Below are 23,467 nucleotides of genomic sequence, written 5' to 3'. Positions count from 1 at the left end.
GGGGAGGTGGAGCCCTATCGCACGGCGTGGCTCTGCAGTAGATCCACGCCATGCGTGGATGATCCTGAGGCAGCGTGTTACAGCGACCTGCGCAGCAGCCTCGGTACCTGCACCAGCGCGTGGGCCCAGATCGCGCCCCACACTGCCACCCGCACCGGCAACGAGCGCTGCGGCGCTTCGAACTTGCTGAAGTAGCGCCACAGCCCGCGATGCTTGTGCCATTCCACGAAGAACGGGCGCGAACGGCTGGACACCCCGCGCACGTGGGTCACCTTCAGGTCGTTGGCGATGGCGACCACGCCACCGGCCTCACGCACGCGGCGGCACAGGTCCAGGTCTTCGGCATGCAGCCGGTAACCGGCATCCCAGCCGCCGATGCGATCAAACAAGGCGCGCGGCATCAGCAGCAGCGCACCGGACAATGCCGGTACCTGCTGCAACGGCTGCACCGGGTCGCGGGCAATGGCCAACCGCGCGCCGCGCCCGGGCGAGCGCAGCATGGCGAGGAAGTCCGGATCACGACGCCTTACCGCGTCATCGGCCTGGCCGTGCTCGTCCACCTGCTCCACGCCCAGCAGGCAATCGCCCACCGCAGCGGCACGGTCACGCAGTGCGGCGAGGGTATCGATTTCGACCATCAGGTCAGGATTGATGAAGGCCAGCCACGGGCTGCGTGAATCAGCAGCGCCCTGGTTGTTGGCTGCGGCGAAACCGGGATTGTCCGGGTTGGCAATGAAACGCACGCGCGGATCGTGGCTGGCGTGGCGCTGTATGACTTCCAGGGTGTCATCCAGCGAACCGTTGTCGATCACCCGGATCTCGGCCACGTCCTGCGCCTGGCGCAGTCGTGACAGGCAGGCATCGATGGTGCTGCCGCTCTGGTAGGTGACGACGATGGCGGCAATGGCGGAATTCAAACAGGCGGCTCCAGCGGTGATGACGGCACGAACAGGTCGCCCTGCCCGCGCGGCATTATCGCCTGCTGCAGGTTGTGCTGCAGGTCCTGGCGCAGCGTGTGCAGCGGATCATGCATCAGGAAGTCAGCCAGCCGCGGTACCCAGCCCGGCCAGCGCGCGGCCAATGCCTCCAGGTCGCCGTCGCGGCTGGGCGCTTCACTGGCACGGCTGACGAAGGCGTTTTCGCACAACACGTTGCGCCAGCCGAGGCCGGCCATGCGCAGGCTCAGATCGACCAGCGCCGCGTTCCAGCCCAGGTAGCTTTCTGCATCCAGGCCACCGGCACGCCGCCGCGCATTGGCGCGCACCAGCACCGCATGAGTGACTGCCGAGGGGAGTTCAGGATGCAGGGTCGGCAGCGCCGCGCAGACGTGGGCCAGCAGCGCCGGGTCGCTCGGCTCGGGGTTGAGTTCACCCAGCCGCGGCCAGGCAGCGGTTTCGCCCACATTGCACCACGGCGTGGCGGTGGCGATGGCGGCGTCACGCGCAAACGTGGCCTGCAACTGCTGCAGCCATCCCGGTGCAGGCACGCTGTCCGGGGCCAGCACCGCGACGTCCAGGCCGTCGCAGGCACGCAGCATTTCGTCCAGATGGGCGACCTCGCCGAGGGGTCTGGCGCGGCGGGTGTATTCGGCCTGCAGCGGCGTATGTGCCAGCCAGTGTTCGACCACCGCCTGTGCACGTGGCCCGGCCTGTGCGTCATCGCCCAGCCAGATCGATGTCCCCGCTGCGGTACCGGCATCGAGCGCGGCCAGGCAGCGGTCAAGCACCGCGTCGTCCACGCCGAGCGGCAACAACACGATCGCCCCCATCCCGCCTCCGTGGTTGTCGGTGGCCACAGCGTAGCATCGGGTGGGTGTCGGCCGGGCTGCACCCGGCACCGGCCGAAGCCGACGCCGAAGCAACGGCAACAGCGGGGATTCCGTGGGATGGCGGGGTGGGTCCGGTTGCGGGGGACGCCGTAAACCCATCCCTGGGGGCTTGGCCGCGGCATCCATGCCGCGGACACCCCCGCAACCGGACCCACCCCGCCTTCGACGGTTTTCCGCGAACTGTCGGAACGACTCTTGGGATCAGATCCGTTTTCCGCAGGAAAACGGATCTGATCCCAGATTCATTTCGATATCTGACAGATGTGTCGACCAAGGTCGACACCTACCCACAGCAGCAGGAAACTGTCGAAGGCGGGGCACTGTGGGTTTGCGGGGTGTGAGCCGCATGGATGCGGCGACCAAGCCTACATAGACGTATTTACGGCGTCCCCGCAAACCCACAGTGCCCCGCCCTCCCCCAGTAAACCCGCTGTTGCTGTTGCTGCTGCCGTTGCTTCGGCTTCGGCGGGTGCCGGGTGCAACCCGGCCGAACCCCCTTACTTCTTTGAGCCCGGCTGGTTCAGCGGCTCCATCGCGCGGAAGCGCTGGCTGTATTCGTCGGTCAGGGTGCGTGCTTCCTGGCCGTTGCGGACGATGGTCGGGGTCAGCAGCACGATCACTTCCGAACGACGGCTGGTGCGGCTCTTCTGGCCGAACAGTGCACCCAGCACCGGAATCCGGCTGAGGCCGGGAATGCCGCTGCTGCCATCAGTGGCCGAATCGGTGATCAGGCCAGCCAGCATGATGGTGTCCCCGCTCTGCACCGCCGCCTCGGTGGCCAGCTTCTTGGTGGAGATGCGCGGATTGCAGTTGCGCTCCTGCGGATTGCAGTTCTCCGGTACGTCGGAGGCGCTGCTGATCTCCTGCACGATATCCAGGAACACCGTTCCGTCGCGGGTTACGCGCGGGCGCACCTTCAGGATCACGCCGGTGTCGATGTACTGCACCGAGCTGTAGCTGCTGGTGCCGATGCCGGTGTTGACCGTGGTGGTATTGATCGGCACCTTGTCGCCCACGTTGAGCGTGGCCTCGGCGTTGTTGCGCACGAACACCGAGGGCGTCTGCAGCAGGCGCACGTCGGTGACCTTGTCCAGCGCACTGACCACGGCGGCGCCGTTGTGGCCGGTGAACGCCCAGTTGGCACCGTCGGTGCCGGTCACCGCGCCGGCGAAGGTGTTCCAGGAACCGCCGGCCATCGCCGGCAGTGACAACCCGGACAGCGCACCGGTCAGCGCGCGCCCTGCTACGGCGTTGTCGAAGTACCAGTTCACGCCGTACTTCAGGTCGCCGGTCAGCCCGACCTCGGCCACCTGCGCCTCGATATGCACCTGCAACGGCATTACGTCCAGCTTTTCGATCACCTCGCGGATCGAGCGCCAGGCCTGCGGCGTCGAACGCACCAGCAACGTGTTCGTCTCTTCCACCGCCGACACGCCGACACGATCGCCTTCCACTTCCAGGCTGATGCTGACGTTGCCCGACTGGCGCTGCGGCAGGTTCAGGGAACCGGAGCTGCCGCCGCCACTGCTGCCGCTGCTGCCACCCACCGTGTTGTTGAAGCTGCTGCCGTTGTTGGCGTCCATGCCGCGGTCGCCATCGCTGCCCAGCTGCGACGGAATGGCGCCCGGCGCCAGCGATGCCGGGCCGGCGCCGCTACGGTTGCCGCTGCTGGCGAAGGCTTCGCTGAGGCGTTCTGCCAGGTCGCGGGCCTTGATGTAACGCAGTTCATGCGAGAACAGGCGCGCGCTGCCACCGGCGGTATCGATGCGGTCCAGCCACTGCTGGATCTGGTCCAGATAGCGCACCTGCGGGGTGATCACCAGCACGGCGTTGGCGTTTTCCAGCGGCAGGAAACGGAACATGCCGGCGCTGGGCGTCTTGCTCTCCTCGCCGAATACCTTTTCCAGATCGGCCGCGACCTGCTCGGCCTTGCCGGACTGGATCGGGAACACGCCCACCGACATGCCCGAGAGCCAGTCGACGTCGAAGATTTCGACGGTATGCAGGTAGTTCTCGAGTTCGGCACGGGTGCCGCCCAGGGTGATCACGTTGCGGCCGCTGTCGACGTTGACGATGGCATTGGGCCGCGCATAGGGCTCCAGCACCTTCTTCATCTCGGTGGCGGAGATGAACTGCAGCGGCACCACGCGTACTTCAAAGCCGCGTGCGCTGGAGGCGGGCGCGGTGCTCGGCGCCACGGTGCCGGCCAGTGCCTGGTCGGCGGCAACGATGTTGTAGCGGCCACCGCTGTAGACCATGCGGGCGTTGTTCCAGCCCAGCACCATCTCCAGCAGGTTCAGTGCCTGTGCCGGCGATACCGGCTTGGGCGTGGCAAGAGTCACTGTGCCCTGCACCCCCGGGGCAATCACGTAGTTCTGGCCGAGCATGTCACCGAGGATGGCCTTGACCACCGCGTGTACCGACTCGCCTTCGAAGTTGAAGGTGGCTTCGCCGGAGCTGGCCGCATGCAACGCAGGCGACGGCTTGCGCGCGGCCTCGCGGTTGATCATGGTGCCGGTGCCACGGCGGATCACCGCCTGCGGCGTCCCCTGGGCTTGATCGGCCGCTTCGGTCTGCGCATCGGTGGCGGCCTGACCGGCGCTGGCCGATGGCTGCAGGTTGCCGTTGCGTTGCACATGCGGGGCGGACACGGTGCTGCAGCCGACCAGCAGTGTCAGGGCAAGGGACCAGGGAAGAAAACGCAGATTCATGCATTCACTCTATCGGTTGGTGCCATCGCCCGGGGGCGGCGACGGTTGTTGCTGCTGTTGCTGCAGCTGACGGCGGCGGGCCTGGATGCGTTCGCGGATGGCCTGCATCTGCGCTTCGCTGGGACCGTTGGTGTTGGCAGGTGGCGCGGCGGCCGCGGCCGGTGCAGGCGACGCGGGAGCCACGTTGCCATCGGTGGCACGTTGGTTGGGCTGGGTCTGGCTGGGCGCCGGCTGTGGCGGCGGCGGCGGAACCACCGCGCCGGGCACAGGCGGTGCGCCATTGGCCCCGCGCAGGACCGTCGGCGCTTCACCGCCCTGGCCATTGAACACGGCCAGCTCCAGCACCTGACTGCCACTGGAGCCGATCACCGTGGCCTGGCGTGGTTCCAAGGCGACCAGTTGCCAGCCATCGACGGCATCGCCATTGAGGCGCAGGCGCAGCGAGCGGCCCTGCTCGGTGGTGAAGGTGGCCATGCTGAAATCACGGGTGAGCAGCACGCCGGTCAGGCGCAGCGCGGGACTGGCGGCGGCTTCGCTGCCCCCCAGCAGATACGGGCGCGGCTTGCGGTCCTCTGCGAACAGGGGCCGCTCGCTGATCACGCTGTAGCTGTCTGCGCCGGCCATGCGTTCGGGCGCCAGCACGGGCAACGCCGGCAGCGCGGCCTGGGCATCGCCCTCCGTGCTGACCGTGGGCAGGTGGCTGCCAAGGCCGAAGCCGGTGGCCAGCCAGGTCGCAGCGGCCCATCCGGCCACCGCCAGCAACAGCCCGGTGCGCAGGTTGATCTGTTCAAGCTTCATCGGCCACCTCCTGCGCATCGGCAGCAGGCTGCTCCGCCGGTGCCGGCGGCGACACCACCGGCGCCGCCGCAGGTGGCGTGGCCACGGGCGCTGTGGCGGGATCGGCAGCCGCACCTGGCAACAGGTAGCCGGCCAGCTCGAAGGACACATCGAGACCGAGGCCGGATTCGTTCGGCGATTGCTGGAAGCGCTGTGCGATCAGGTTGAGGTTGTCCACGAACAGGCGCGGGCTGCCGGTCTCCAAGCTGTGCAGGACGGTGGCCAGTTCGGCCACGCCACAGCGCAGGCGCACCTGCATGGCCACACGGACGAACGCAGCATCGCGACGGTTGTCGCTCAATGGCGTGCGGTTGCTGATGGTGCAGCTGCGGTTGCCCGGGCTGGCCATCGCCACCGCATCCTGCAGGCGTGCGCCGAGCGCGGCCGCAGCGGCCTCGGCGGTGGCTTCCTGCAGGAATCCCGGGCGCTGCTGCAGGGCGTCGCGGGTCGCGCGCAGCCGCTGTTCGATCTGCGGCTGCTGCTGCAGCTGCGCCTGTACGCGCTGCTGGCGTTCGCGCAGGGCAGCGGCATCGGCGTCGATCGCGAGCAATGGCTGGGTGAACCACGGGTGCACCAGCAGCAGGTAGGCCAGGCCCAGCACTGCCAACAGCAGTGCCAGTGCCAACCAGCGGTCACGGCGTGCGCTTGGCATCGGCATGGGCCGCCTCCGTGGTTTCAGTCGCGGCGGCTGCGGGCGCAGGTGCGGCCGAAGGCAATGGCTGCAGCTCGGCGGTCAGGGTGAAGCGGTCGCGGCCACTGGCGGCACCATCGGCCTGCAGCACGCCGGTGAGGTTGACCTTGCGCCATTGCGGCGCGTCCTGCAGCAGCGGAACCAGCTGCGATGCTTCGCTGCTGAGGCCGATCAGCTGCAGGCTGTTGTTCTCGATCGCCAGTTTTTCCAGGTAGGTGCCATCGGGCAGGCGCCGGGTCAGCTCGTTCCACACTTCGACGGTACTGGCGCGCTGGTTGCGTTGTGTTTCCAGGAACGTCGCGCCATCCAGCAGCGCCTGCAGCTGGCTGCGTTCGCTGGCAACACCACGCGCGCTGCGGGCGCTGCGCTCGACGTCTTCGCGCAGCGCATCGACAGCAGCGCGGCGGTTGTCCAGCAGCTGCATCGCCGCCAGCACCAGCATCACCAGCGCCGCTGCGGCAAGCAGCAGGTTCCAGCGCCGCATCGGGTCCGGCCGCTGCTGACGCTGCGCGGGCGGCAGCAGGTTGACCTGCAACGTGCGGCCCTGTGCATCGATCGCATCAACACCGGCCAGCGCGTCAGCCCAGTCGCCGATCTGCGCACGCCAGTCATCGACCTGACGCAGCGGCCACGCCACCAGTTCCACCTGCAGCAGGCCTTCGCCGGCACTGCCCAGTTCACGGATGTCATAGCTGACCTGGCTGGCTTCGAACGGTGTCTGCCGGTCGATCTCGTAGCCGACCACCGCGCGCAGACGGTCACCGGCCGCGGCGGGCAGGCGCAGCGTGCGCCGCAGAACCTGCCCGGCGGGCAGCAGCCACACCCGTGGCAGGCTGCGCAGGCGCGGCTCCAGCACGCGGTCCAGGTCCGCCGGTTGCAGCGGCCACGGAAGACGGGCCACGGGCTCGAGGCCGTCACCGGTTTCGCGCCAGACCTGCAGCTGCCCGTCTTCGCACTGCAGCAGCAGGCGGGTCTGCGACCAGCCCAGCGCCCATTGCCAGCGCATCGGCACCCAGGCCAGCAACGACTGCCGCCACCAGCGCAGGAAACGGCCGGCACCGGGGCCGATCTGGCCCTGCACCTGCCGCAGACTGTCCTGCCAAGCCGTCATCTTGCTGCCATTCCCTGCTCCCAGCGAAGCACTGTGTAGGTCCGGCCGGGCACCCCGCCCGATCCGTTGCGCACCACCGCCTGCAGCACCGACAGACGTCCGCTGCCGTCAGTGGCGCGGGACTCGATACTATAGGTGCCACTGCTGCTGGCAAGCGCCGATGCACCCGCAGCGTTATCTCCGTCACGCTCCTGCTGGGCGCGTTGCGCCAGCAGTTGTTCCGCATCCAGGCCCATTGCCGTCAACACCGGGCCACTGGCGAAGCGTGGATCCGGACGCGCCTGCCGGCTGTAGAGCGTCAGGTGCGGCAGCATCACGGCGTACAGCGACCCGCGCATTCCCAGCACCCGCTGCAGTTCGCCCAGGGTTTCAAAGCGCTTGTTGCGCGGGCCATAGGGCAGGCCCGCGGCGGCGTACTCGGGTGCTTCGGCACCGCCACCCGGCTGCAGCAGGCTGTCTTCGTCGCGCCAGTCGATGATCGCGCCGGCCAACTGCCTGGCGGTTTCAGCCGGCTCGCCCAGTGCCTGCATGAATGCGGACAGCAGGGCCGCATCTGCCAGGTTGAGGTTGATCTTGCCGTTCTCGTCCAGCACCCGGATCTCGATGCGGGCCTCGTCGAACTGCCAGCGATAGGCGCGGCCGTCGGCCTGCCACGGCGGACGCTGCGGGTCTGGCTGCAGCCGCAGCAGCGCGTATTCCAGGCCCGCGCGCGCGCGCTCCTGGCCGCGTGCATCATCACCGAGCACCCGCTGCTGCAGGTGCTCGACCCGTGCGCTGAGCGCAAAAGCGCCGACCAGCGCGGTCATCAGCGCGATCAGCCACAGCACCAGTACCAGCGCGGCACCGCGTGGACGCTTCATCGCGCGCCTCCGCTGCCGCCGGCGCGCAGTGCCACCACCAGCGGCGGCCACGGCGTGCCCCTGCTTGGCACGATCTGCACTTCCACCAGCAGCGGCAGGCGCCGGGTGTCATCCCAACGGGGCAACCATTCGGTCATCTGCCCGTTGCTGGCGTCGACACCGCGATAGCGCAGCCGTACGTCCTTCAAGTCCTCCGCCAGCACTTCGGGCGGGCGCGGCGGGTTCTCTTCGATGCGCTCGCCTTCCTGCAGCAGTACCAGCTCCAGCAGCAAGCGGCGGTGGCCAGCTGCGCCATCCACCTGCAGCGCATGCAGGTACGGGCCGCCGCGACCGAGATAACCCGGCAGATCGGCAACGAATTTCATGCCCTGATCGTCGCCCTGGAAGAACACCGGTTCACGGGTGGGATCGGGCACTTCCAGCGGGCTGCGCAGGGCGCTGGCGAGCTGGCGCCGCAGCAGGGCCTGCACTGCGCGCATGCGTTCGCTCTGCGCGGCAATCTGCTCACCGCGCTGGCTGATCGCCATCGCCGAGCGCACGCTGGCGAACGCCAACGCCAGGCCGCCAGCCAGAAGCACGGTGGCCAGCATGACTTCGATCAGGGTGAAGCCCCGCGCGCGGCGCCTCATCGCGCATTCTCCAGCGCAGGGGGCAACAGACGCAGGCTGCGCCAGCGCAACTGCTCGCGCTCGCTGTCGCCCCACCGCACCTGCAGCTGCAGTTCCGCCAGCCACGGTGCGCCCGGCGACTGCGCAGCGGGCAGCGCACCACTGCGCGGCTCGGCCCAGGGCTGCACCTGCAGCTGCCAGTGATATCGCCCCTGCTCCCACTCGCCCTGTTGGCTGCCGGCCTGCAGTGGCGCTTCCACCCCAGCGGCAGCCAGCAACGACTGCGCGTGCAGCACCGCGCGCGTGCGCAGCTCGGCATCACGCACCTGGCGCGCGCCACCGGACAGGCTGCCGAGCAACAGCGTCAGTGCCAACCCAAGCAGTGCGAAGGCAACGATCACTTCAAGCAGGGTGAAGCCACGGGCGCGCGACCTCATTGCGCCCGCCATGGTCCGGAACGGACTTCACCGGTCAACCAGCCCACATCGATGCGCCACTCGGCACTCTCCAGCTGCAAGCGGATACGGCCGCCGCTGGAGCCACCGTCGGGATGGAATTCGATCACGCCCTGACCGGGTGCGGTGGCCAGCTGCGCGGCACCTTCGAACTGCACCTTCAGCTTGGCCGGCACTTCACCGTGGCGCTGGCTGGCGCCCTGCCAGCGATGCTGCGCCGGTTCGATCACGAAGCGCTGCGGCTCGCCGCGGGCAATCGCCTGCGCGCGCACCATGCGCAGCTGGTTGGCGATGTCCTTGCCGGCACTGCGCAGCTGCATGCCGGCAAAGCCGCGCGACATGCCAGCGGCGGTGATCAGGCCGATGGCCGCGATCAACGCGATCACCAGCAGCATTTCCAGCAGCGACAGGCCCGCTGCGCGCCTGCCGTGCAGGCGCGGGCGTGACAACCGGCGCGGCAGGAAAAGCAGCATGCGCGCTTACGGCTGGTAACGGATGTCAGCGTCGACGCTGCTGCCGCCGGCCTTGCCATCCTTGCCCAGGCTGATCAGCTCATACGCCTGGCCTTCGCCCGGTGCGCGGTACTCCAGCGCGTGGCCCCACGGGTCGTTTAGGTCGGCGGGCTTGGCATACGGGCCCAGCCAGCCACCGACGCCGGCCGGTGCGGTCACCAGGTCGTTGAGCGAGGCGGGCAGCTTGCCGGTGTCGATCTGGTAGTTGTCGACCTTGGAGGCCACGGTCTGCACCTGCGCCTTGGCGATGTTCGCCTTGCCACGGTCGGCGCCGCCGAGCACGCGGCTGGCGACCAGGGTCAGCACCGCGCCGATCAGCACGATGACGATGATGATCTCCAGCAGGCTCATGCCCGACTGGTGGCGTGCGGCAGTGAAGGAAAGGCGGATCGGTCGACGGGAAGCAATCATGGTCGGTCCTTTCAGGTACGGGATGTCGGGGTTGCGAAGGAGGCCATCGTCAGCCGATGGCGTTGGTGAGGTCGTACAACGGCACCAGCACGGCCACGATCACCGCACCGACCACCGAGGCCAGCACCAGGGTGATCGCCGGCACCATCGCCGCCAGCAGGCGGTCGATGCGGCGAGCGCTGTCCTGTTCGAAAGTATCAGCAGCTTTCAGCAGCATGGTATCGAGCGCGCCGGACTCCTCGCCGACCTGGATCATCTGCAGGGCCAGCCGGGGAAAGCGCTTGCCGCGCGACAGCGCCAGCGACAGGCCGGTGCCGTTCTTGACCTCGTCGGCGGCGGTTTCCAGATCGGCCGCCAGCGCACGGTTGCCGAGCACGTTGCGGGCGATGCCCAACGCCGCCAGCAGCGGCACGCCGTTGCGCAGCAGTGTTCCCAGGGTGCGCGCCAGTCGCGCGGTTTCCAGTTCGCCCAGCAGGCGGCCGATGCCGCGGCGCTGCAGCAGCCAGCCATCCAGCGCCAGCCGGAACGCGGGCTGCCGCGCCTTGCGTTCGAACAACAACAGCAGCACGCCCGGCACCACCAGCAGCAGCACCCACCAGTCGCGTACGAACAGGCCCAGCTGCAGCACCAGGTTGGTGAACCACGGCAACGCCACGTCCAGGCTTTCGTACATCTGTGCGAACTGCGGCACCACATAGCCCAGCAGGAACAGCAGCGCACCGCCCACCACCACCAGCAGGATCGCCGGGTACACCAGCGCGTTGATCACCTTGCCCTGCAGCGCACGGCTGCGTTCAAGGTAATCGGCCAAGCGCTGCAGCGTGTCGTGCAGGCTGCCACCGGCTTCACCGGCGCGCACCATGTTCACGTACAGGCGCGAGAACAGGCCGTGCTGGCGCTCCAGCGCGGTCGACAACGGCGCGCCACCGCGCACCACGTCGCGGATGTCGGTGATCGCGCGGCGCGAGCGCTCGTCTTCGGGCAGGCTGAGCAGGATCGACAGCGCGCGGTCCAGCGGCTGCCCGGCACCGAGCAGCGTCGCCAGCTGCTGGGTGAACTGCAGCAATGCCGCGCCCTGCAGCGGACGCTGGCGGAACAGGCCGCGCAGGCTGCTGCCGCCAACCGCACCACCGTCGGCCAGCTGCGTTTCCATCGGCAGATGGCCCTGGTCCTGCAGGCGAGCGACCAGCTCGGCCTCGCTGGCCGCTTCCATCTGCCCGTCGAACACTTCACCGTGTGTATTCAGAGCCTTGTAACGGTAGTTCGGCATGTCAGCGTCGTCCCTGCCCGCGCATCAGCCTTCCTCGGTCACGCGCAGGACTTCCTCAAGGGTCGTCTGCCCGCTCAGGGCCTTGCTCAGGCCATCCTCGTACATGGTGCGCATGCCGGCTTCACGGGCGATGCGTTCGATCTCGCCCATGCCATCGCGACGCATGACCGCACGCCGCAGCGCGTCGTTCATCACCAGGAATTCCATGATGGTGGTGCGCCCCAGGTAGCCGGTCGGCGCCAGTGCCGACGGCTTCGGCCGATACAGGTGGATCGTTCCCTGCGGCTGCAGGCGACGCAGGTCGAAGCGCTCGATCTCTTCCGGCGAGGCTTCATAACGCTCGGCGTGGGTCGGTTCCAGCCGGCGCACCAGGCGCTGGGCCAGGATGCCGTTGATGGTGGAGGTGAGCAGATAGTCTTCCACGCCCATGTCGAGCAGGCGGGTGATGCCGCCCGCGGCATTGTTGGTATGCAGCGTGGACAGCACCAGGTGGCCGGTCAACGCCGACTGGATCGCGATGCGCGCGGTTTCCAGGTCGCGCATTTCGCCGATCATGATGATGTCCGGATCCTGGCGCACGATGCTGCGCAGCGCATTGGCGAAATCCAGCCCGATCTGCGGCTTGGCCTGGATCTGGTTGATGCCCTCGATCTGGTACTCGACCGGATCTTCAACGGTGATGATCTTGACGTCGGCGGTGTTGAGCTGGCTCAGCGCGGTGTACAGCGTGGTGGTCTTGCCCGAACCGGTGGGGCCGGTCACCAGCAGGATGCCGTGCGGCTGTTCAAGCACCTTGCGGAACTGCGGCAGGAAGGCATCGGTGAAGCCCAGCCGGTGGAAGTCGAACACCACCGTCTCGCGATCGAGCAGGCGCATCACCACGCTTTCGCCGTGCGCGGTGGGCACCGTGCTGACACGCAGGTCCAGTTCCTTGCCCTGCACGCGCAGCATGATGCGGCCGTCCTGCGGCAGGCGGCGCTCGGCGATGTTGAGCCGGGCCATGATCTTGATGCGGCTGATCACCGCGGCGGTCAGGTTGGCCGGCGGACTCTCGCCTTCGACCAGCACGCCATCGACGCGGTAGCGCACTTTCAGCCGGTTCTCGAAAGGCTCGACGTGGATGTCCGATGCGCGCAGTTCGACCGCGCGCTGGATCACCAGGTTGACCAGGCGGATCACCGGCGCTTCCGAGGCGAGATCGCGCAGGTGCTCGATATCGTCCACTGCACCGCCTTCGCCATCGGCGGTTTCCACGATCGCCCCCATCGCGCTGCGGCCCTGGCCGAACCAGCGCTCGACCAGGTCATCGATCTCGGCGCGCATGCCCAGCAGCGGCGTTACCGGCACGCCCAATGCCAGCTGCACGGCCTGCTGCGGGTACGGATCGTGGGCGTCGGCCAGCCACAACTGCACGCCGTGTTCATCCAGCGCCAGCGGGCATACGTGGAACTGCTTGAGGAAGCGCAGCGACAGCGGCAGGCCTTCGGCCAGTGCCTGCGGCGGCGATTCAGGCAGCTGCCGTCCTTCCAGCAGCGGCAGGCCCAGCACATCAGCGCTGGCCTGCGCCTGGTCACGTTCGGACACCAGCCCAAGCCGGACCAGCAGGCCGAGCAGGCTGCCACCGGCCTCGGCATGCAGTGGCCGCGCACGCGCCAGATCTCCTTCCTTGAGCCGACCACGTGCCAGCAGCGCATCGAGGATGCGGCCTTCAGTGTCGTCGATGGCGGTGGCAGCGAGCGCGTTCACGTGACTCTCCTGTCGATCGTCCCGACTTTAGCAGTTAAGCCGTGGTTTCCACCCTCTCCGATTCTTCTTTCGTAAAAAGACGAAGCCCGTCACACAGGTGACGGGCCTCGCTTATTCATTTACGACAGTCGGTTATTACTGGGTCGCCAGAATGCTCACCCCGCTGTAAGCGGCCTCACCCACCACCTTGATGTAGTAGGTACCGGCCACCGGCTTGGCTACGCGCACGGTTTCGGTATTGCCCGGGCGGGTCGACTTGGCATCGTTGTCGGTCGCGGTGGGCACGCGGCCCTGCGCCAGATACACCGACACGTTGCCGCTGCCGCCGTAGGTCAGCACGCTCAGCGTCTTGCCGGCCGCCGCTTCGAAGGTGTAGACGGTTTCGCTGGCGGCCGCACCGGCCAAGCCACCCACGGTCACCTTGTTGGTCAGCGGAATGCCTTCCGGCTCGCAGTTCTCGGTGCACGGCTCCTTCAGCGCGGCATCCAGCGCGGCCTTGGCATCGAGGATGCCGGTGCCGATCGGGGTCGCCGCCGGGATGGTCACCGGGAACTTGCGCGCGCTCTGCTTCAGCAGCGTTTCCAGCGCGGCCGGGGCCAGCGGTTCCTTGCCCTTGGCGATCAGCGCGCTCTGCACCATGGCAGCCACGGCGGCAACGTGCGGCGAGGACATCGACGTGCCGCCCTTGCCCATCAGCACCCACTCACCGGCGTCCGGGGTGGTTTCCGAACTGGAGCCGACCTGCCAGATGTAGCCGTTCGGGTTGCCGTCGACGCTGCCGCCACCGCCCGGGGCCGACAGGTCGACCGCGGTGCCGTAGTTGGAGTAATAGGTGATGCCACCGGTGACACGGGTCGCACCCACCGCCACCACGTTGTTGCAGCTGGCCGGACGGTACTTGGATGCGTTGTCGGTTTCGTTGCCGGCCGCGACCACCACCAGGGTGCCGCGCGACACCGCGCCGTTGATCGCGTCCTGGTAGGCGGCATCGCATGCGCCGCCACCGCCCAGACTCATGTTGATGATCTCGGCCGGGTTGGTGTTGGCCGGAATGCCCGGCACGGTGCCACCGGAGGCCCAGGTGATGGCGTCACTGATGTCGGCCAGGGTGCCACCGCACTTGCCCAGCACGCGCACCGGCAGCACCTTGGCCTTGTAGGCCAGGCCCGCCAGGGCGCTGCCATTGTTGGTCACTTCGGCAATGGTGCCGGCAACGTGCGTGCCGTGCCAGGAACTGCCTTCCGGTTCAGAGCCGGTGTAGCACTCGTTGGCCGTTTCCACCCAGTCACCGTAGTCGGTGGCGCCGGGCGCGCGGCCGTCGTTCGGGCGGCGCGAGGATTCCTTGTCACTGATGAAATCGTAGCCTTCCAGCAGGTTGCTGCCGAAGTCCGGCACGCCCGGCAGGATGCCGGTATCGAGCACGGCGACCACGATGCCCTCGCCCTGCGAGAGATCCCATGCGGCCGGGGCGTTCACGCCACCGGTGGCATTGAAGAAGTTCCACTGGTACTGCGCGTAGTTGGGGTCGTTGGGCACCAGTGCCGGCTGCGCGTTGGTGGCACGCAGGTCCGAACGCTGCAGGCGCACGTTGGCCACCGCGTACTGCACCGACGGATCGGCATTCAGCTCAGCCAGCACCTTCTGCATGTCGGCCGAGCCCAGCTTGGACTTCAGGCGGATCAGGTCGCCACCGGCACCGAGCTTGCGCTCCACCAGCGGAGACAGTGCCGCGGCGCGGCTGGTGGTGCCGCTGCTGACGATGGCACGCGACAACGCCGACTGCACGACCGAGAGCTTGGTCGAACGATCGCTGGCGGCAGCAGTGCCGTTGCGGTACTTCACGATGATGCCGTCCACGCTCTGCTGGGCAGTGCTGGCCACGCGTGCCGGTTCCTTGGCCACGCCCGGCTTGGCCGCATGCGCCGCACCGACGCCGACAGTCAACGACAGCACGGCGGCAGCCAGCACATTGATGCGAAGGGTCTGCTTCTTGGTCACGTTCGAAATCCTCTTCAAGGTCATGGTTGAGCTTTCCTTCTCCGCCCGTTGCACGGACGGAGCTCACTACGGCCATCACTCCCTGCGACTGCCCTGGCTGGCCCACCAGGGTTGCCGTGCCACGCCCCTTTGGCGCTCACTGCTCGACGTGCCGATGGGGCTCCCCACCGGCACGTTGTTGCGCACTTACCAGCCGAAGCCGGCACCAACGCCGACCGAGCTGTCATCACTGCTGAAGGCACCACCGATGGTGACCGTGGCGCGATCGCTGATCGCACGCTGGTAGCCCAGCGACATGGCCGACTCGCCGCCCTGGAAACCGATGCCGACGCCGACCCGGTTCTGGGTACGGATGCCGGCGGCACTGGTGGCCATGTTGAGCATCGCCGAGCTCATCGCGCCCTGACGGTCGATGCGGCGATCCATGTGGCGCAGGCGTCCATCAACTTCGCCCTTGAACACATCGAAGCTGTCGGTGACCGCCTGCACGCGGCTGTCGGTGTAGCTGTTGGCGGTGGTGATGCCACGGTCCAGCTGGCCCTTGTTGACCGCATCGGTTGCGGTGGTACCGGCCGCCACGTTGGTGACCTGGCGTTCGTTGCCCTCGCTGCCGACCGAGACGGTGTTGGCGCGATCGGCAACCGAGCCCTGGCCCAGCGCCACCGCATTGGCCGCCGTTGCACTCGCACCCTGGCCGACCGCGGTGGACGATGCACCACTTGCGACAGCGCCATCCCCCATCGCGACGGCGTTGATGCCACCGCCTGCGACCAGTGCTGGCTGCGCACTGCCTGCGCTGGCTGCGGTCGGGGTGCCCTGCACACGGGCAGTGGCCGTTGCCGATCCGCTATCCGCCAGGCTCGCATCGGCGCTGGCCGAAGCCGTGGCCGCGCTGGCCGCGTCGGCGTCCAGCGGAGCGGCCATCGAACGCAGGCTGGCCGCGCCGGAACGCGTGCCGCTGGCGGTACGACGATCGATCTCGCTGACCTTGCGGTCCAGTGCGCCCAGCGCGTCGCCGACGTTGCTGTAGGTGGAACCCTGGATCACATAGTTCGGCGCAACGAACACCCCCTGCATGCCGACGCTGGCACCGCCGCCGAGGAAGCTGGCGGCATCGCTGAGCGACTGGAACAACTGCCCACCGTTGATCGCCTGGCGGCTGCCGGACGCAATGCTGCCGGCGCCGACGTTGTCGATGGTGGTGCCCTGGATACCGGCCAGGGTCAGGCGGTCGCGGCTGGCATCGTCGTAGCCGACCGAACTGGCCGCGCTGGTTTCAACGGTGGCGATGCGCGAGTCGAAATCTCCGACCCGGGTTTCCACCGCGCCCACGCGCTGGTTGGTGACGTTGAGCTGTGAACCGGTCACGGCATCGCTGCTGCCGGCGGTGATGCGGCCATCTGCAACGTTGACGATGCGGCGCGTGGCAGGGCCGGCGGTGCCGTTGCCGCCACCGACCGACACCACGTTGGCTTCCAGGGCACGTGCACCGGTGCCGAGGGCGACCGAGTTGGTCCCGGTGACGCCGCTGTTGGCACCCAGCGCAAGCGCGCCGCCACCAATGGCCGAGGCATTGGCACCCAATGCGTTGCTGCGCGCACCGCCGGCGTTGGCAGCCGAGCCGATGGCCACCGCGTCGGTGCCGCTGGCGGTTGCGGTGCCACTGCCGCTGGCGCGGAAGTGGCGGCTGGTGGTGTCGGCGGTGGAAGCGACCGCATCCAGCTGCGCGCGGTTGACTGCATCGGTGGCCTGGGTACCGGCGGCAACGCGGGTAATCTGCCGCTCTGCGCCTGCACTGCCCACCGATACCGTGTTGGCCCGATCGGCTACTGCCGACGCGCCCAGCGCCGTGCTGTTGGCGGCACTTGCGGTGGCACCGAAACCAACCGCCGTGGAACCGGCGGCGGTGGCCTTGGCGCTGTAGCCGACAGCGGTGCCGAGGCGACCGCTGGCCTCGGCGTAGCTGCCCAGCGCCGAAGCGCCGTCCGCCGTTGCGGTGGCACGGAAGCCACTGGCCTGCGACTGCGTGCCGCTGGCGGTGGACTGCGCGCCGCTGGCGGTGCTGTAGGCACCCTTGGCCTGTGCACCGGCGCCGGTGGCACTGGAGCCGAGTTCGCTGGCGGCAGCACCACTGCCCAGGGCTACGCTGTCCACGCCGGTGGCCTGTGCCGCGTTGCCCAGCGCAGCGCCATTGGCGCCGCTGGCCAGCGCATTGAAACCGACCGCAGTAGCGTTGGCCGCAACTGCGGTGGCACCGCTGCCGAGCGCACTGGCGCCGTTGCCGATCGCATTGGCCGCTTCACCCGCGGCCAGCGCGTTGTCGCCTTCGACGTACGCCCCGGCATCGCTGTCGGCACTGCCACTGGCCTGGAAGTGCTTGCTGGTCTTGTCGGCGACACTGGCTACTGCATCCAGCTGACCCTTGTTCACCGCATCGGTGGTCTCGGTGCCGGCGGCAACATGGGTGACCTGGCGTTCGTTGCCTGCGCTGCCGACGGCCACCGTGTTGGCACGGTCCGCCTTTGAACCCGCACCGAGAGCAACGCTGTTGGCAGCGCTGGCCGTAGCGCTGGCACCCAGCGCGGTGCTGTCAGCCGCATCGGCCCACGCATTCCAACCGATCGCGGTGGCGTAGTCGTCGGTGGCCCATGCACCGGCACCGAACGCCGCCGCACCGGTACCGCTGGCACGCGACGGGATCAGGCCGAAGAAGGTGCTGCCACCGATGGCGACACTCTCTGCGCCACTGGCTTCGCTGGATTGACCGACGGCGACCGCACCGCTACCTGCTGCCGCTGCTCCAAAGCCAACAGCTGTGGTGTTGGCACCGGTCGCCGCCGAACCATAGCCCAGTGCGGTACCAAGGCGGCCGCTGGCTTCGCTGTAGCCACCGATGGCGGTGGTGCCATCGGCCGAAGCCGCACTACGGAAACCACTGGCCAGCGATTGCGCACCGCTGGCGACAGCCTCTGCACCATTGGCCGTGCTGTAGACGCCGCTGGCCTGTGCAGCGGTGCCGGTGGCGGTAGCGCTGATTCCACTGGCCACCGCGCCATTGCCTAGTGCGGCACTGTCTGCGCCGGTGGCCTGTGCGTTGCTGCCGACCGCGGCCGCATTGCTGCCGGTCGCCAGCGTGTTGAAGCCGACGGCGGTCGCGTTGGCGGCCACGGCCGTGGCACCGCTGCCGAGCGCGGTGGCGCCATTTCCGATCGCATTGGCCGCTTCACCGGCAGCCAGTGCGCTGTCGCCTTCCACGTAGGCACCGGCATCGCTGTCGGCGCTGCCACTGGCCTGGAAGTACTTGCTGGTCTTGTCCGCCGTGGCAGCGACGGCATCGAGCTGGTTCTTGTTGACCGCATCGGTGCCTTCGGTGCCCGCGGCGACGTGGGTCACCTGGCGTTCGCTGCCGGCACTGCCGACGGCCACGGTGTTGTCACGGTCGGCCTTCGAACCTGCGCCCAGAGCCACGCTGTTGGCGCCGTTGGCGGTAGCGCTGGCACCCAGCGCAGTCGACTCGGCGCCATCGGCCCACGAGTTCCAGCCGATGGCGGTGGCGTAATCGTCGGTGGCCCAGGCACCGGCGCCGAACGCCGCTGCGCCGTAACCACTGGCACGCGACGGCACCAGGCCGAAGAAGGTGCTGCCACCGATGGCCACGCTCTCATCGCCGCTGGCTTCGCTGGATTGACCGACGGCGACTGCGCCGCTGCCTGCTGCTGCCGCACCGAAGCCGACAGCCGTGGTGTTGGCACCGGTCGCCGCCGAGCCGTAGCCCAGCGCGGTGCCGAGGCGGCCGCTGGCTTCGCTGTAACCACCGATGGCGGTGGTGCCATCGGCCGAGGCCGCACTGCGGAAACCACTGGCCAGCGACTGCGCACCGCTGGCGACAGCCTCCGCACCGTTGGCGGTGCTGTAGACGCCGCTGGCCTCTGCAGCGGTGCCGGTGGCGGTAGCGCTGATGCCACTGGCTACCGCGCCGCTGCCGAGCGCCGCGCTGTCTTCACCGGTCGCCTGCGCGTTGTTGCCTACTGCGGCCGCGTTGCCGCCGCTGGCCAGGCTGTTGAAGCCCACCGCCGTGGCGTTCGCGGCTACCGCCGTTGCGCCACTGCCGAGCGCGGTGGCGCCGGTGCCGATCGCATTGGCGGCCTCACCCGCAGCCAGCGCGCTGTCGCCTTCCACGTAGGCACCAGCATCGCTGTCGGCGCTGCCACTGGCCTGGAAGTACTTGCTGGTCTTGGCCCCTTCGGCGGCCACTGCGTCCAGCTGGTCCTTGTTCACTGCATCGGTACCCTGGGTACCCGCTGCCACGTTGGTGATCTGACGGGTGTTGCCGCCGCCCCCCACCGACACGGTGTTGTCGCGGTCGGCAATCGAATCGGCACCCAGCGCCACGCTGTTGGCACCACGCGATTCCGCCGCATTGCCCAGCGCGGTGCTGTTGATGCCCGGCGCATAGGCGCCGCCACCGACCGCGGTGGAATAGTCGCCGGATGCTTCGGTCGCCAGCAGGCCGAACAACGAACCACCGACGGCCACGGCATTGGTGCCGGTAGCCAGGCTGCCCTGGCCGGTGGCGGTGCTGTAGGCACCAGACGCTTCGGAATCGCCGCCGAGCGCCACGCTGTTGGAGCCGGAGGCGTTGGCGAAGTTGCCAAAGGCGGTGGCGTTGAATGCCGATGCGTTGGCGTAACCACCGATGGCCGTGCTGTAGCCGCCGGTCGCTTCGGCGCCGATGCCGAACGCGGCCGAAGCGGTGCCGCTGGCCACGCTTTCACTGCCGACCGCCGTGGCCGCCTCACCGCTGGCATTGCTGAAGTAACCTACCGCTACGGCTTCCTCGCCACTCGCCTCGGACAACACGCCGGTGGCGGTGCTGCCGGCGCCGCTGGCCACCGAGGCCGCACCGAAGGCCGCACTCTGCTCGCCACTGGCTTCGCTCTCGGCACCTTGTGCGGTGGCGTATTCGCCGGTCGCCTGCGCGTTGGCACCGATGGCGCTGGCATTGGCTGCAGTGGCCAGGGCATTGAAGCCGATGGCCTGTGCATTGCTGGCCAGCGCATTGGCGCCACTGCCCAGCGCGGTTGCACCGTTGCCGATGGCGTTGGCCGATTCACCGGCGGCCAGCGCGTTGTCACCTTCCACGTAGGCGCCGGCATCGCTGTCGGCGCTGCCACTGGCCTGGAAGTACTTGCTGGTGGTCGCCGCACTGGCTGCAACCGCATCGAGCTGCGACTTGTTCACCGCATCGGTAGCCTGCGTACCGGCCGCCACACTGGTGATCTGCCGCTCGTTGCCGGCGCTGCCCACCGACACGCTGCGGTCACGGCTGGCCACCGAACCGGCACCCAGCGCAACCGCGTTGTTGCCACTGGCCGTACTACCCGCGCCCAAGGCGATCGCACTTTCACCGCCGGCCACCGTGTTGGTGCCGATGGCGATGCTGTTGATGCTGTTGCCCAGCGCCTGGAAGCCCAGCGCAACACTGTTGTCGCCGTAGCTGAAGGCGCCGCGGCCGACGGCGGTGGAACTGATGCCGTTGGCCCAGCTGTTGTAGCCGATGGAGGTCGCGCCGTTGGCACTGGCCCATGCCGCCGGACCAAACGCCGAGGCATTGCGGCCGGTGGCCCAGGCACCGGCACCGAAGGCGGTGGCACCCTCTTCGCTGGCGGTGCTGTAACCACCCACCGCGGTGCTGTCGTCGGACTTGGCGAAGGCGCTGTCACCGATGGCGACGGCATAGCTGCCGGTAGCGCGCGACTTGCCGCCTGCCGCGAAACTGTTGTCGCCGGTGGCCTGTGCTGCATTGCCGAAGGCGCTGCTGCTGGCACCGGTCGCCTGCGCGGCATTGCCGACGGCGGTGGAACCGGCCGACGCGGTGGTGCCGATCTGCACCGGATTGCCCTGGTCATCCAGCAGGGGCTGGTTGTATTCGTCGTACGCCTGGCCGAGGCCACCCACGGCCACTGCACCGTCACCGTCGGCGAAGGTATTGCGACCCAGTGCCACGCTGTCGGCGCCGATGGCCGCAGCGCCTGCGCCCTGTGCCAGCGCGCCGGCACCGATGGCGTTGCTGGCCGAACCCGCCGCTACCGCACCCTCGCCTTCTGCATAGGCACCGGCATCGCTGCCGCTCTCCGGCTGCGCCTGGAAGAAGCGCGCGGTGGTGTCGGCGGTGCTGGCCACGGCGTCCAGCTGTGCCTTGTTCACTGCATCGGTGGCTTCGCTGCCGGCCGCCACGCTGGTGATCTGCCGCTCGTTGCCGGCACTGCCCACAGCCACGCTGTTGGCGCGCACCGCTTCGGAATTCGCACCCAGTGCAACGCTGTTGGCACCACGCGCAGTGGCGTAGTAACCGACGGCGGTGCTCTGCGCGCCACTGGCCCAGGTCTGCGCACCCAATGCACTGGCGTTCTCGCCCGGTGCATAGGCGAAGTAACCCACTGCGACCGAATCGGTGCCGGAGGCCTCGGTCAGGCTGCCGTTGGCCACGGCATGGTCACCGCTGGCAATCGCGCCGGCACCGACGGCCGTGGCCGCTTCGCCACTGGCCTGGGTCTGCACGAAGAAGCCCAGGCCCGGGATCAGATCGGCCGGGCCACCAATGGCCACGCTGCTGGTGCCGGTAGCGTTGCTCTGCGTACCGACGGCCGTGGAGTAGTCGCCGATGGCATTGGAGACCGCGCCGAACGCCGACGACTGCACACCTGCCGCGTAAGCACCCACGCCGTACGCCGAGGCGGCGAAACCGCCGGCATCGGCGCTGGCGCCGACAGCGGTACCACCGACCCCGGCACTGGTGGCGCCGGTCTCTACCGGCACGCCACCACTGGTGATCAGCGGATTGCCATCAGCATCCACCGCAGCACCGCCGACGGCGACGCTGCCCGGACCGACTGCCTGCGCGTTGTTGCCGAAGGCCGCACTGTTCTGGCCCGAGGCCAGCGCGTTGTTGCCGACCGCAGTGGCGTTCTGCGCGACGGCGGTCGCACCTGCACCGACGGCGGTCGTGCCGTTGCCGATTGCATTGGCGGCTTCGCCAGCGGCGAGCGCGTCATCTCCCTCGGCCAATGCGCCGGCATCGCTGTTGCTGCTGCCGGTGGCCTGGAAGCGCTTGGCGGTGGTATCGGCTACTGCCGCCACGCCCTTCAACTGACCGACGTTGACCGCATCGGTGTCTTCGGTACCTGCGGCGACACTGGTGATCTGCCGGGTCAGGCCGTAGTCGACCGCGCCTACCGACACGGTATCCACGCGATCGGCCAGCGAGCCGGCGCCGAGCGCCACGCTGCCGGTGGCCACGGCGGCCGAATTGGAGCCGAGCGCGGTGCTGTACTCGCCCACTGCGGTGCTGAACGCACCGACGGCAATGGAGGCTTCGTTGGCGGCCGTTGCACCGCGGCCCAGCGAGGTGCTGCCCGGGCCCATGGCCACCGCGCCTGCACCGACCGCAGTTGCGCCATCGGCGCTGGCTTCGGACAGTGCACCCAGTGCGGTGGCTGCGCCGTTCTCGCTGGCGGCCACGGCATGGGCACCGACGGCGGTATCGCCCAAGCCGAATGCGGCCGCGCTCTGCCCGACCACCACGCTGGCATCGCCGAAGGCAAGCGCGTTCTGGCCGAAGGCACTGGCACCGACGCCCGCAGCAATCGCCTGGGTGCCGACCGCAGTGGTGGCGTTGGCCAGCGACTGGCTGCCACTGCCGACCGCGATGGCGCCCTCGCCTTCGATCTTCGCCGCGTCGCTGTTGTCACCCGCGCCATCGGCCTTGAAATAGCGGCTGCCCTCGGCCACCGCCTGCGCAAGCGCAGCCTGCGTGGCGCGTGCCTGTGCATCCAGCTGCGCCTTGTTCACCGCATCGGTGGCGGCGGTACCGGCGGCGACGTTGGTCACCTGCCGTTCCTTGCCGGCATCACCGACAGAGACGGTGTTGGCGCGTGCTGCCTTGGAACCGGCGCCCAGCGCCACGCTGTTGGCGCCGGTGGCGCTGGTACCCGCACCGATCGCCACCGCGTTGCTGCCCTTGGCGCTGGCAGTGCCATCGACCGCGCACTTGTCCACCACTTTGCTGTTGAGCACCACGCAGTTCGCGCTGCCACCAATCTCGACCGACTGCGCCGAAACGATACCGGTCATTCCCAGTCCCATTGCCAAGGCCAACGCTGCGGCCAGTCGTGCCGGCGCGGCATCCGTCGCACTGCGGCGCTGGTCGACGACCCCGCCTGATGAGCTGGAAGAGGCCAGTTCCGAGGCCACCACCAACTGACCCAATGCTTTGTTCCAGACCTTGCGATAAATCCGATTCATCGGTACGGCTCCTGATTGGACTGGTTTTGGGCAAAGCAACGCCACCGCCGAACCTTCGTGGTTCAACGTCCCCTGGGGGCGTTATTCGCGTGATTTACTGCGGGGTATTGCCGAACGGCGCGCAG

At 68.6% G+C, this 23,467-nt stretch carries 15 protein-coding genes; all 15 read right to left on the bottom strand.

Annotated elements, in window-relative coordinates:
- Nucleotides 1–77 precede the first annotated feature (77 nt).
- Nucleotides 78–917, bottom strand: a complete 840-nt coding sequence (locus tag QP457_RS03190; RefSeq protein WP_205406027.1) for a glycosyltransferase family 2 protein — start codon at nt 915–917, stop codon at nt 78–80.
- A complete protein-coding gene (locus QP457_RS03185) occupies nt 914–1,768 on the bottom strand; it encodes a glycosyltransferase (protein WP_180166727.1) in 855 nt (284 codons plus the stop codon). Before QP457_RS03185 ends, QP457_RS03190 begins: the two co-directional genes overlap by 4 nt.
- A gap of 557 nt (nt 1,769–2,325) precedes the next feature.
- Nucleotides 2,326–4,539, bottom strand: a complete 2,214-nt coding sequence (gene gspD, locus QP457_RS03180) for a type II secretion system secretin GspD (protein ID WP_180166726.1) — start codon at nt 4,537–4,539, stop codon at nt 2,326–2,328.
- A 9-nt stretch (nt 4,540–4,548) separates the two neighbouring features.
- Nucleotides 4,549–5,337 carry a general secretion pathway protein GspN gene (locus tag QP457_RS03175; protein ID WP_205405317.1) on the bottom strand — a complete coding sequence of 263 codons (789 nt, stop codon included), beginning with the start codon at nt 5,335–5,337 and terminating at the stop codon, nt 4,549–4,551.
- Nucleotides 5,327–6,034 (bottom strand): type II secretion system protein GspM, encoded by a 708-nt coding sequence (gene gspM, locus QP457_RS03170; protein ID WP_180166724.1) that lies wholly within the window; start codon nt 6,032–6,034, stop codon nt 5,327–5,329. The genes QP457_RS03175 and gspM overlap by 11 nt, the downstream gene beginning before the upstream one ends.
- Nucleotides 6,009–7,178 (bottom strand): PilN domain-containing protein, encoded by a 1,170-nt coding sequence (locus tag QP457_RS03165; protein ID WP_180166723.1) that lies wholly within the window; start codon nt 7,176–7,178, stop codon nt 6,009–6,011. The genes gspM and QP457_RS03165 overlap by 26 nt, the downstream gene beginning before the upstream one ends.
- The gene (locus QP457_RS03160; RefSeq protein ID WP_205405318.1) at nt 7,175–8,038 is read right to left on the bottom strand and encodes a type II secretion system protein GspK; all 864 of its coding nucleotides are present in this window, start codon (nt 8,036–8,038) and stop codon (nt 7,175–7,177) included. The genes QP457_RS03165 and QP457_RS03160 overlap by 4 nt, the downstream gene beginning before the upstream one ends.
- Complete coding sequence (locus tag QP457_RS03155; RefSeq protein WP_180166721.1) at nt 8,035–8,667, bottom strand: type II secretion system protein J; 633 nt, start codon at nt 8,665–8,667, stop codon at nt 8,035–8,037. Before QP457_RS03155 ends, QP457_RS03160 begins: the two co-directional genes overlap by 4 nt.
- Nucleotides 8,664–9,083, bottom strand: a complete 420-nt coding sequence (locus tag QP457_RS03150) for a prepilin-type N-terminal cleavage/methylation domain-containing protein (protein WP_025876704.1) — start codon at nt 9,081–9,083, stop codon at nt 8,664–8,666. The genes QP457_RS03155 and QP457_RS03150 overlap by 4 nt, the downstream gene beginning before the upstream one ends.
- Nucleotides 9,080–9,574, bottom strand: a complete 495-nt coding sequence (locus tag QP457_RS03145; protein WP_180166719.1) for a GspH/FimT family pseudopilin — start codon at nt 9,572–9,574, stop codon at nt 9,080–9,082. Before QP457_RS03145 ends, QP457_RS03150 begins: the two co-directional genes overlap by 4 nt.
- A 6-nt stretch (nt 9,575–9,580) precedes the next feature.
- Nucleotides 9,581–10,024, bottom strand: coding sequence for a type II secretion system major pseudopilin GspG (gene gspG, locus QP457_RS03140; RefSeq protein WP_032951922.1), 444 nt, complete (start codon nt 10,022–10,024; stop codon nt 9,581–9,583).
- A gap of 49 nt (nt 10,025–10,073) precedes the next feature.
- A complete protein-coding gene (locus QP457_RS03135) occupies nt 10,074–11,294 on the bottom strand; it encodes a type II secretion system F family protein (RefSeq protein ID WP_100551522.1) in 1,221 nt (406 codons plus the stop codon).
- Between the two features lie 24 nt (nt 11,295–11,318).
- Nucleotides 11,319–13,040, bottom strand: coding sequence for a type II secretion system ATPase GspE (gene gspE, locus QP457_RS03130; RefSeq protein ID WP_100462854.1), 1,722 nt, complete (start codon nt 13,038–13,040; stop codon nt 11,319–11,321).
- Nucleotides 13,041–13,175: 135 nt separating this feature from the next.
- On the bottom strand, nt 13,176–15,062 hold the full coding sequence (locus QP457_RS03125; RefSeq protein ID WP_180166718.1) for a S8 family peptidase: 1,887 nt from the start codon (nt 15,060–15,062) through the stop codon (nt 13,176–13,178).
- A 162-nt stretch (nt 15,063–15,224) separates the two neighbouring features.
- Complete coding sequence (locus QP457_RS03120; protein WP_205405319.1) at nt 15,225–23,342, bottom strand: ESPR-type extended signal peptide-containing protein; 8,118 nt, start codon at nt 23,340–23,342, stop codon at nt 15,225–15,227.
- Nucleotides 23,343–23,467: the final 125 nt, after the last annotated feature.

The sequence above is a fragment of the Stenotrophomonas sp. As-7 genome, assembly GCF_030291015.1.
GTDB lineage: Bacteria > Pseudomonadota > Gammaproteobacteria > Xanthomonadales > Xanthomonadaceae > Stenotrophomonas > Stenotrophomonas lactitubi.
The sequence above is the reverse complement of the archived record's forward strand: the minus strand, read 5'-3'. Positions and strand labels throughout refer to the sequence as shown.

Bases quoted from the DNA above. Each gene is read 5' to 3' on its own strand.
- QP457_RS03185 (WP_180166727.1), bottom strand. From the start codon at position 1,768: ATGGGGGCGATCGTGTTGTTGCCGCTCGGCGTGGACGACGCGGTGCTT.
- gspD (WP_180166726.1), bottom strand. From the start codon at position 4,539: ATGAATCTGCGTTTTCTTCCCTGGTCCCTTGCCCTGACACTGCTGGTC.
- QP457_RS03175 (WP_205405317.1), bottom strand. From the start codon at position 5,337: ATGAAGCTTGAACAGATCAACCTGCGCACCGGGCTGTTGCTGGCGGTG.
- gspM (WP_180166724.1), bottom strand. From the start codon at position 6,034: ATGCCGATGCCAAGCGCACGCCGTGACCGCTGGTTGGCACTGGCACTG.
- QP457_RS03165 (WP_180166723.1), bottom strand. From the start codon at position 7,178: ATGACGGCTTGGCAGGACAGTCTGCGGCAGGTGCAGGGCCAGATCGGC.
- QP457_RS03160 (WP_205405318.1), bottom strand. From the start codon at position 8,038: ATGAAGCGTCCACGCGGTGCCGCGCTGGTACTGGTGCTGTGGCTGATC.
- QP457_RS03155 (WP_180166721.1), bottom strand. From the start codon at position 8,667: ATGAGGCGCCGCGCGCGGGGCTTCACCCTGATCGAAGTCATGCTGGCC.
- QP457_RS03150 (WP_025876704.1), bottom strand. From the start codon at position 9,083: ATGAGGTCGCGCGCCCGTGGCTTCACCCTGCTTGAAGTGATCGTTGCC.
- QP457_RS03145 (WP_180166719.1), bottom strand. From the start codon at position 9,574: ATGCTGCTTTTCCTGCCGCGCCGGTTGTCACGCCCGCGCCTGCACGGC.
- gspG (WP_032951922.1), bottom strand. From the start codon at position 10,024: ATGATTGCTTCCCGTCGACCGATCCGCCTTTCCTTCACTGCCGCACGC.
- QP457_RS03135 (WP_100551522.1), bottom strand. From the start codon at position 11,294: ATGCCGAACTACCGTTACAAGGCTCTGAATACACACGGTGAAGTGTTC.
- QP457_RS03125 (WP_180166718.1), bottom strand. From the start codon at position 15,062: ATGACCTTGAAGAGGATTTCGAACGTGACCAAGAAGCAGACCCTTCGC.
- QP457_RS03120 (WP_205405319.1), bottom strand. From the start codon at position 23,342: ATGAATCGGATTTATCGCAAGGTCTGGAACAAAGCATTGGGTCAGTTG.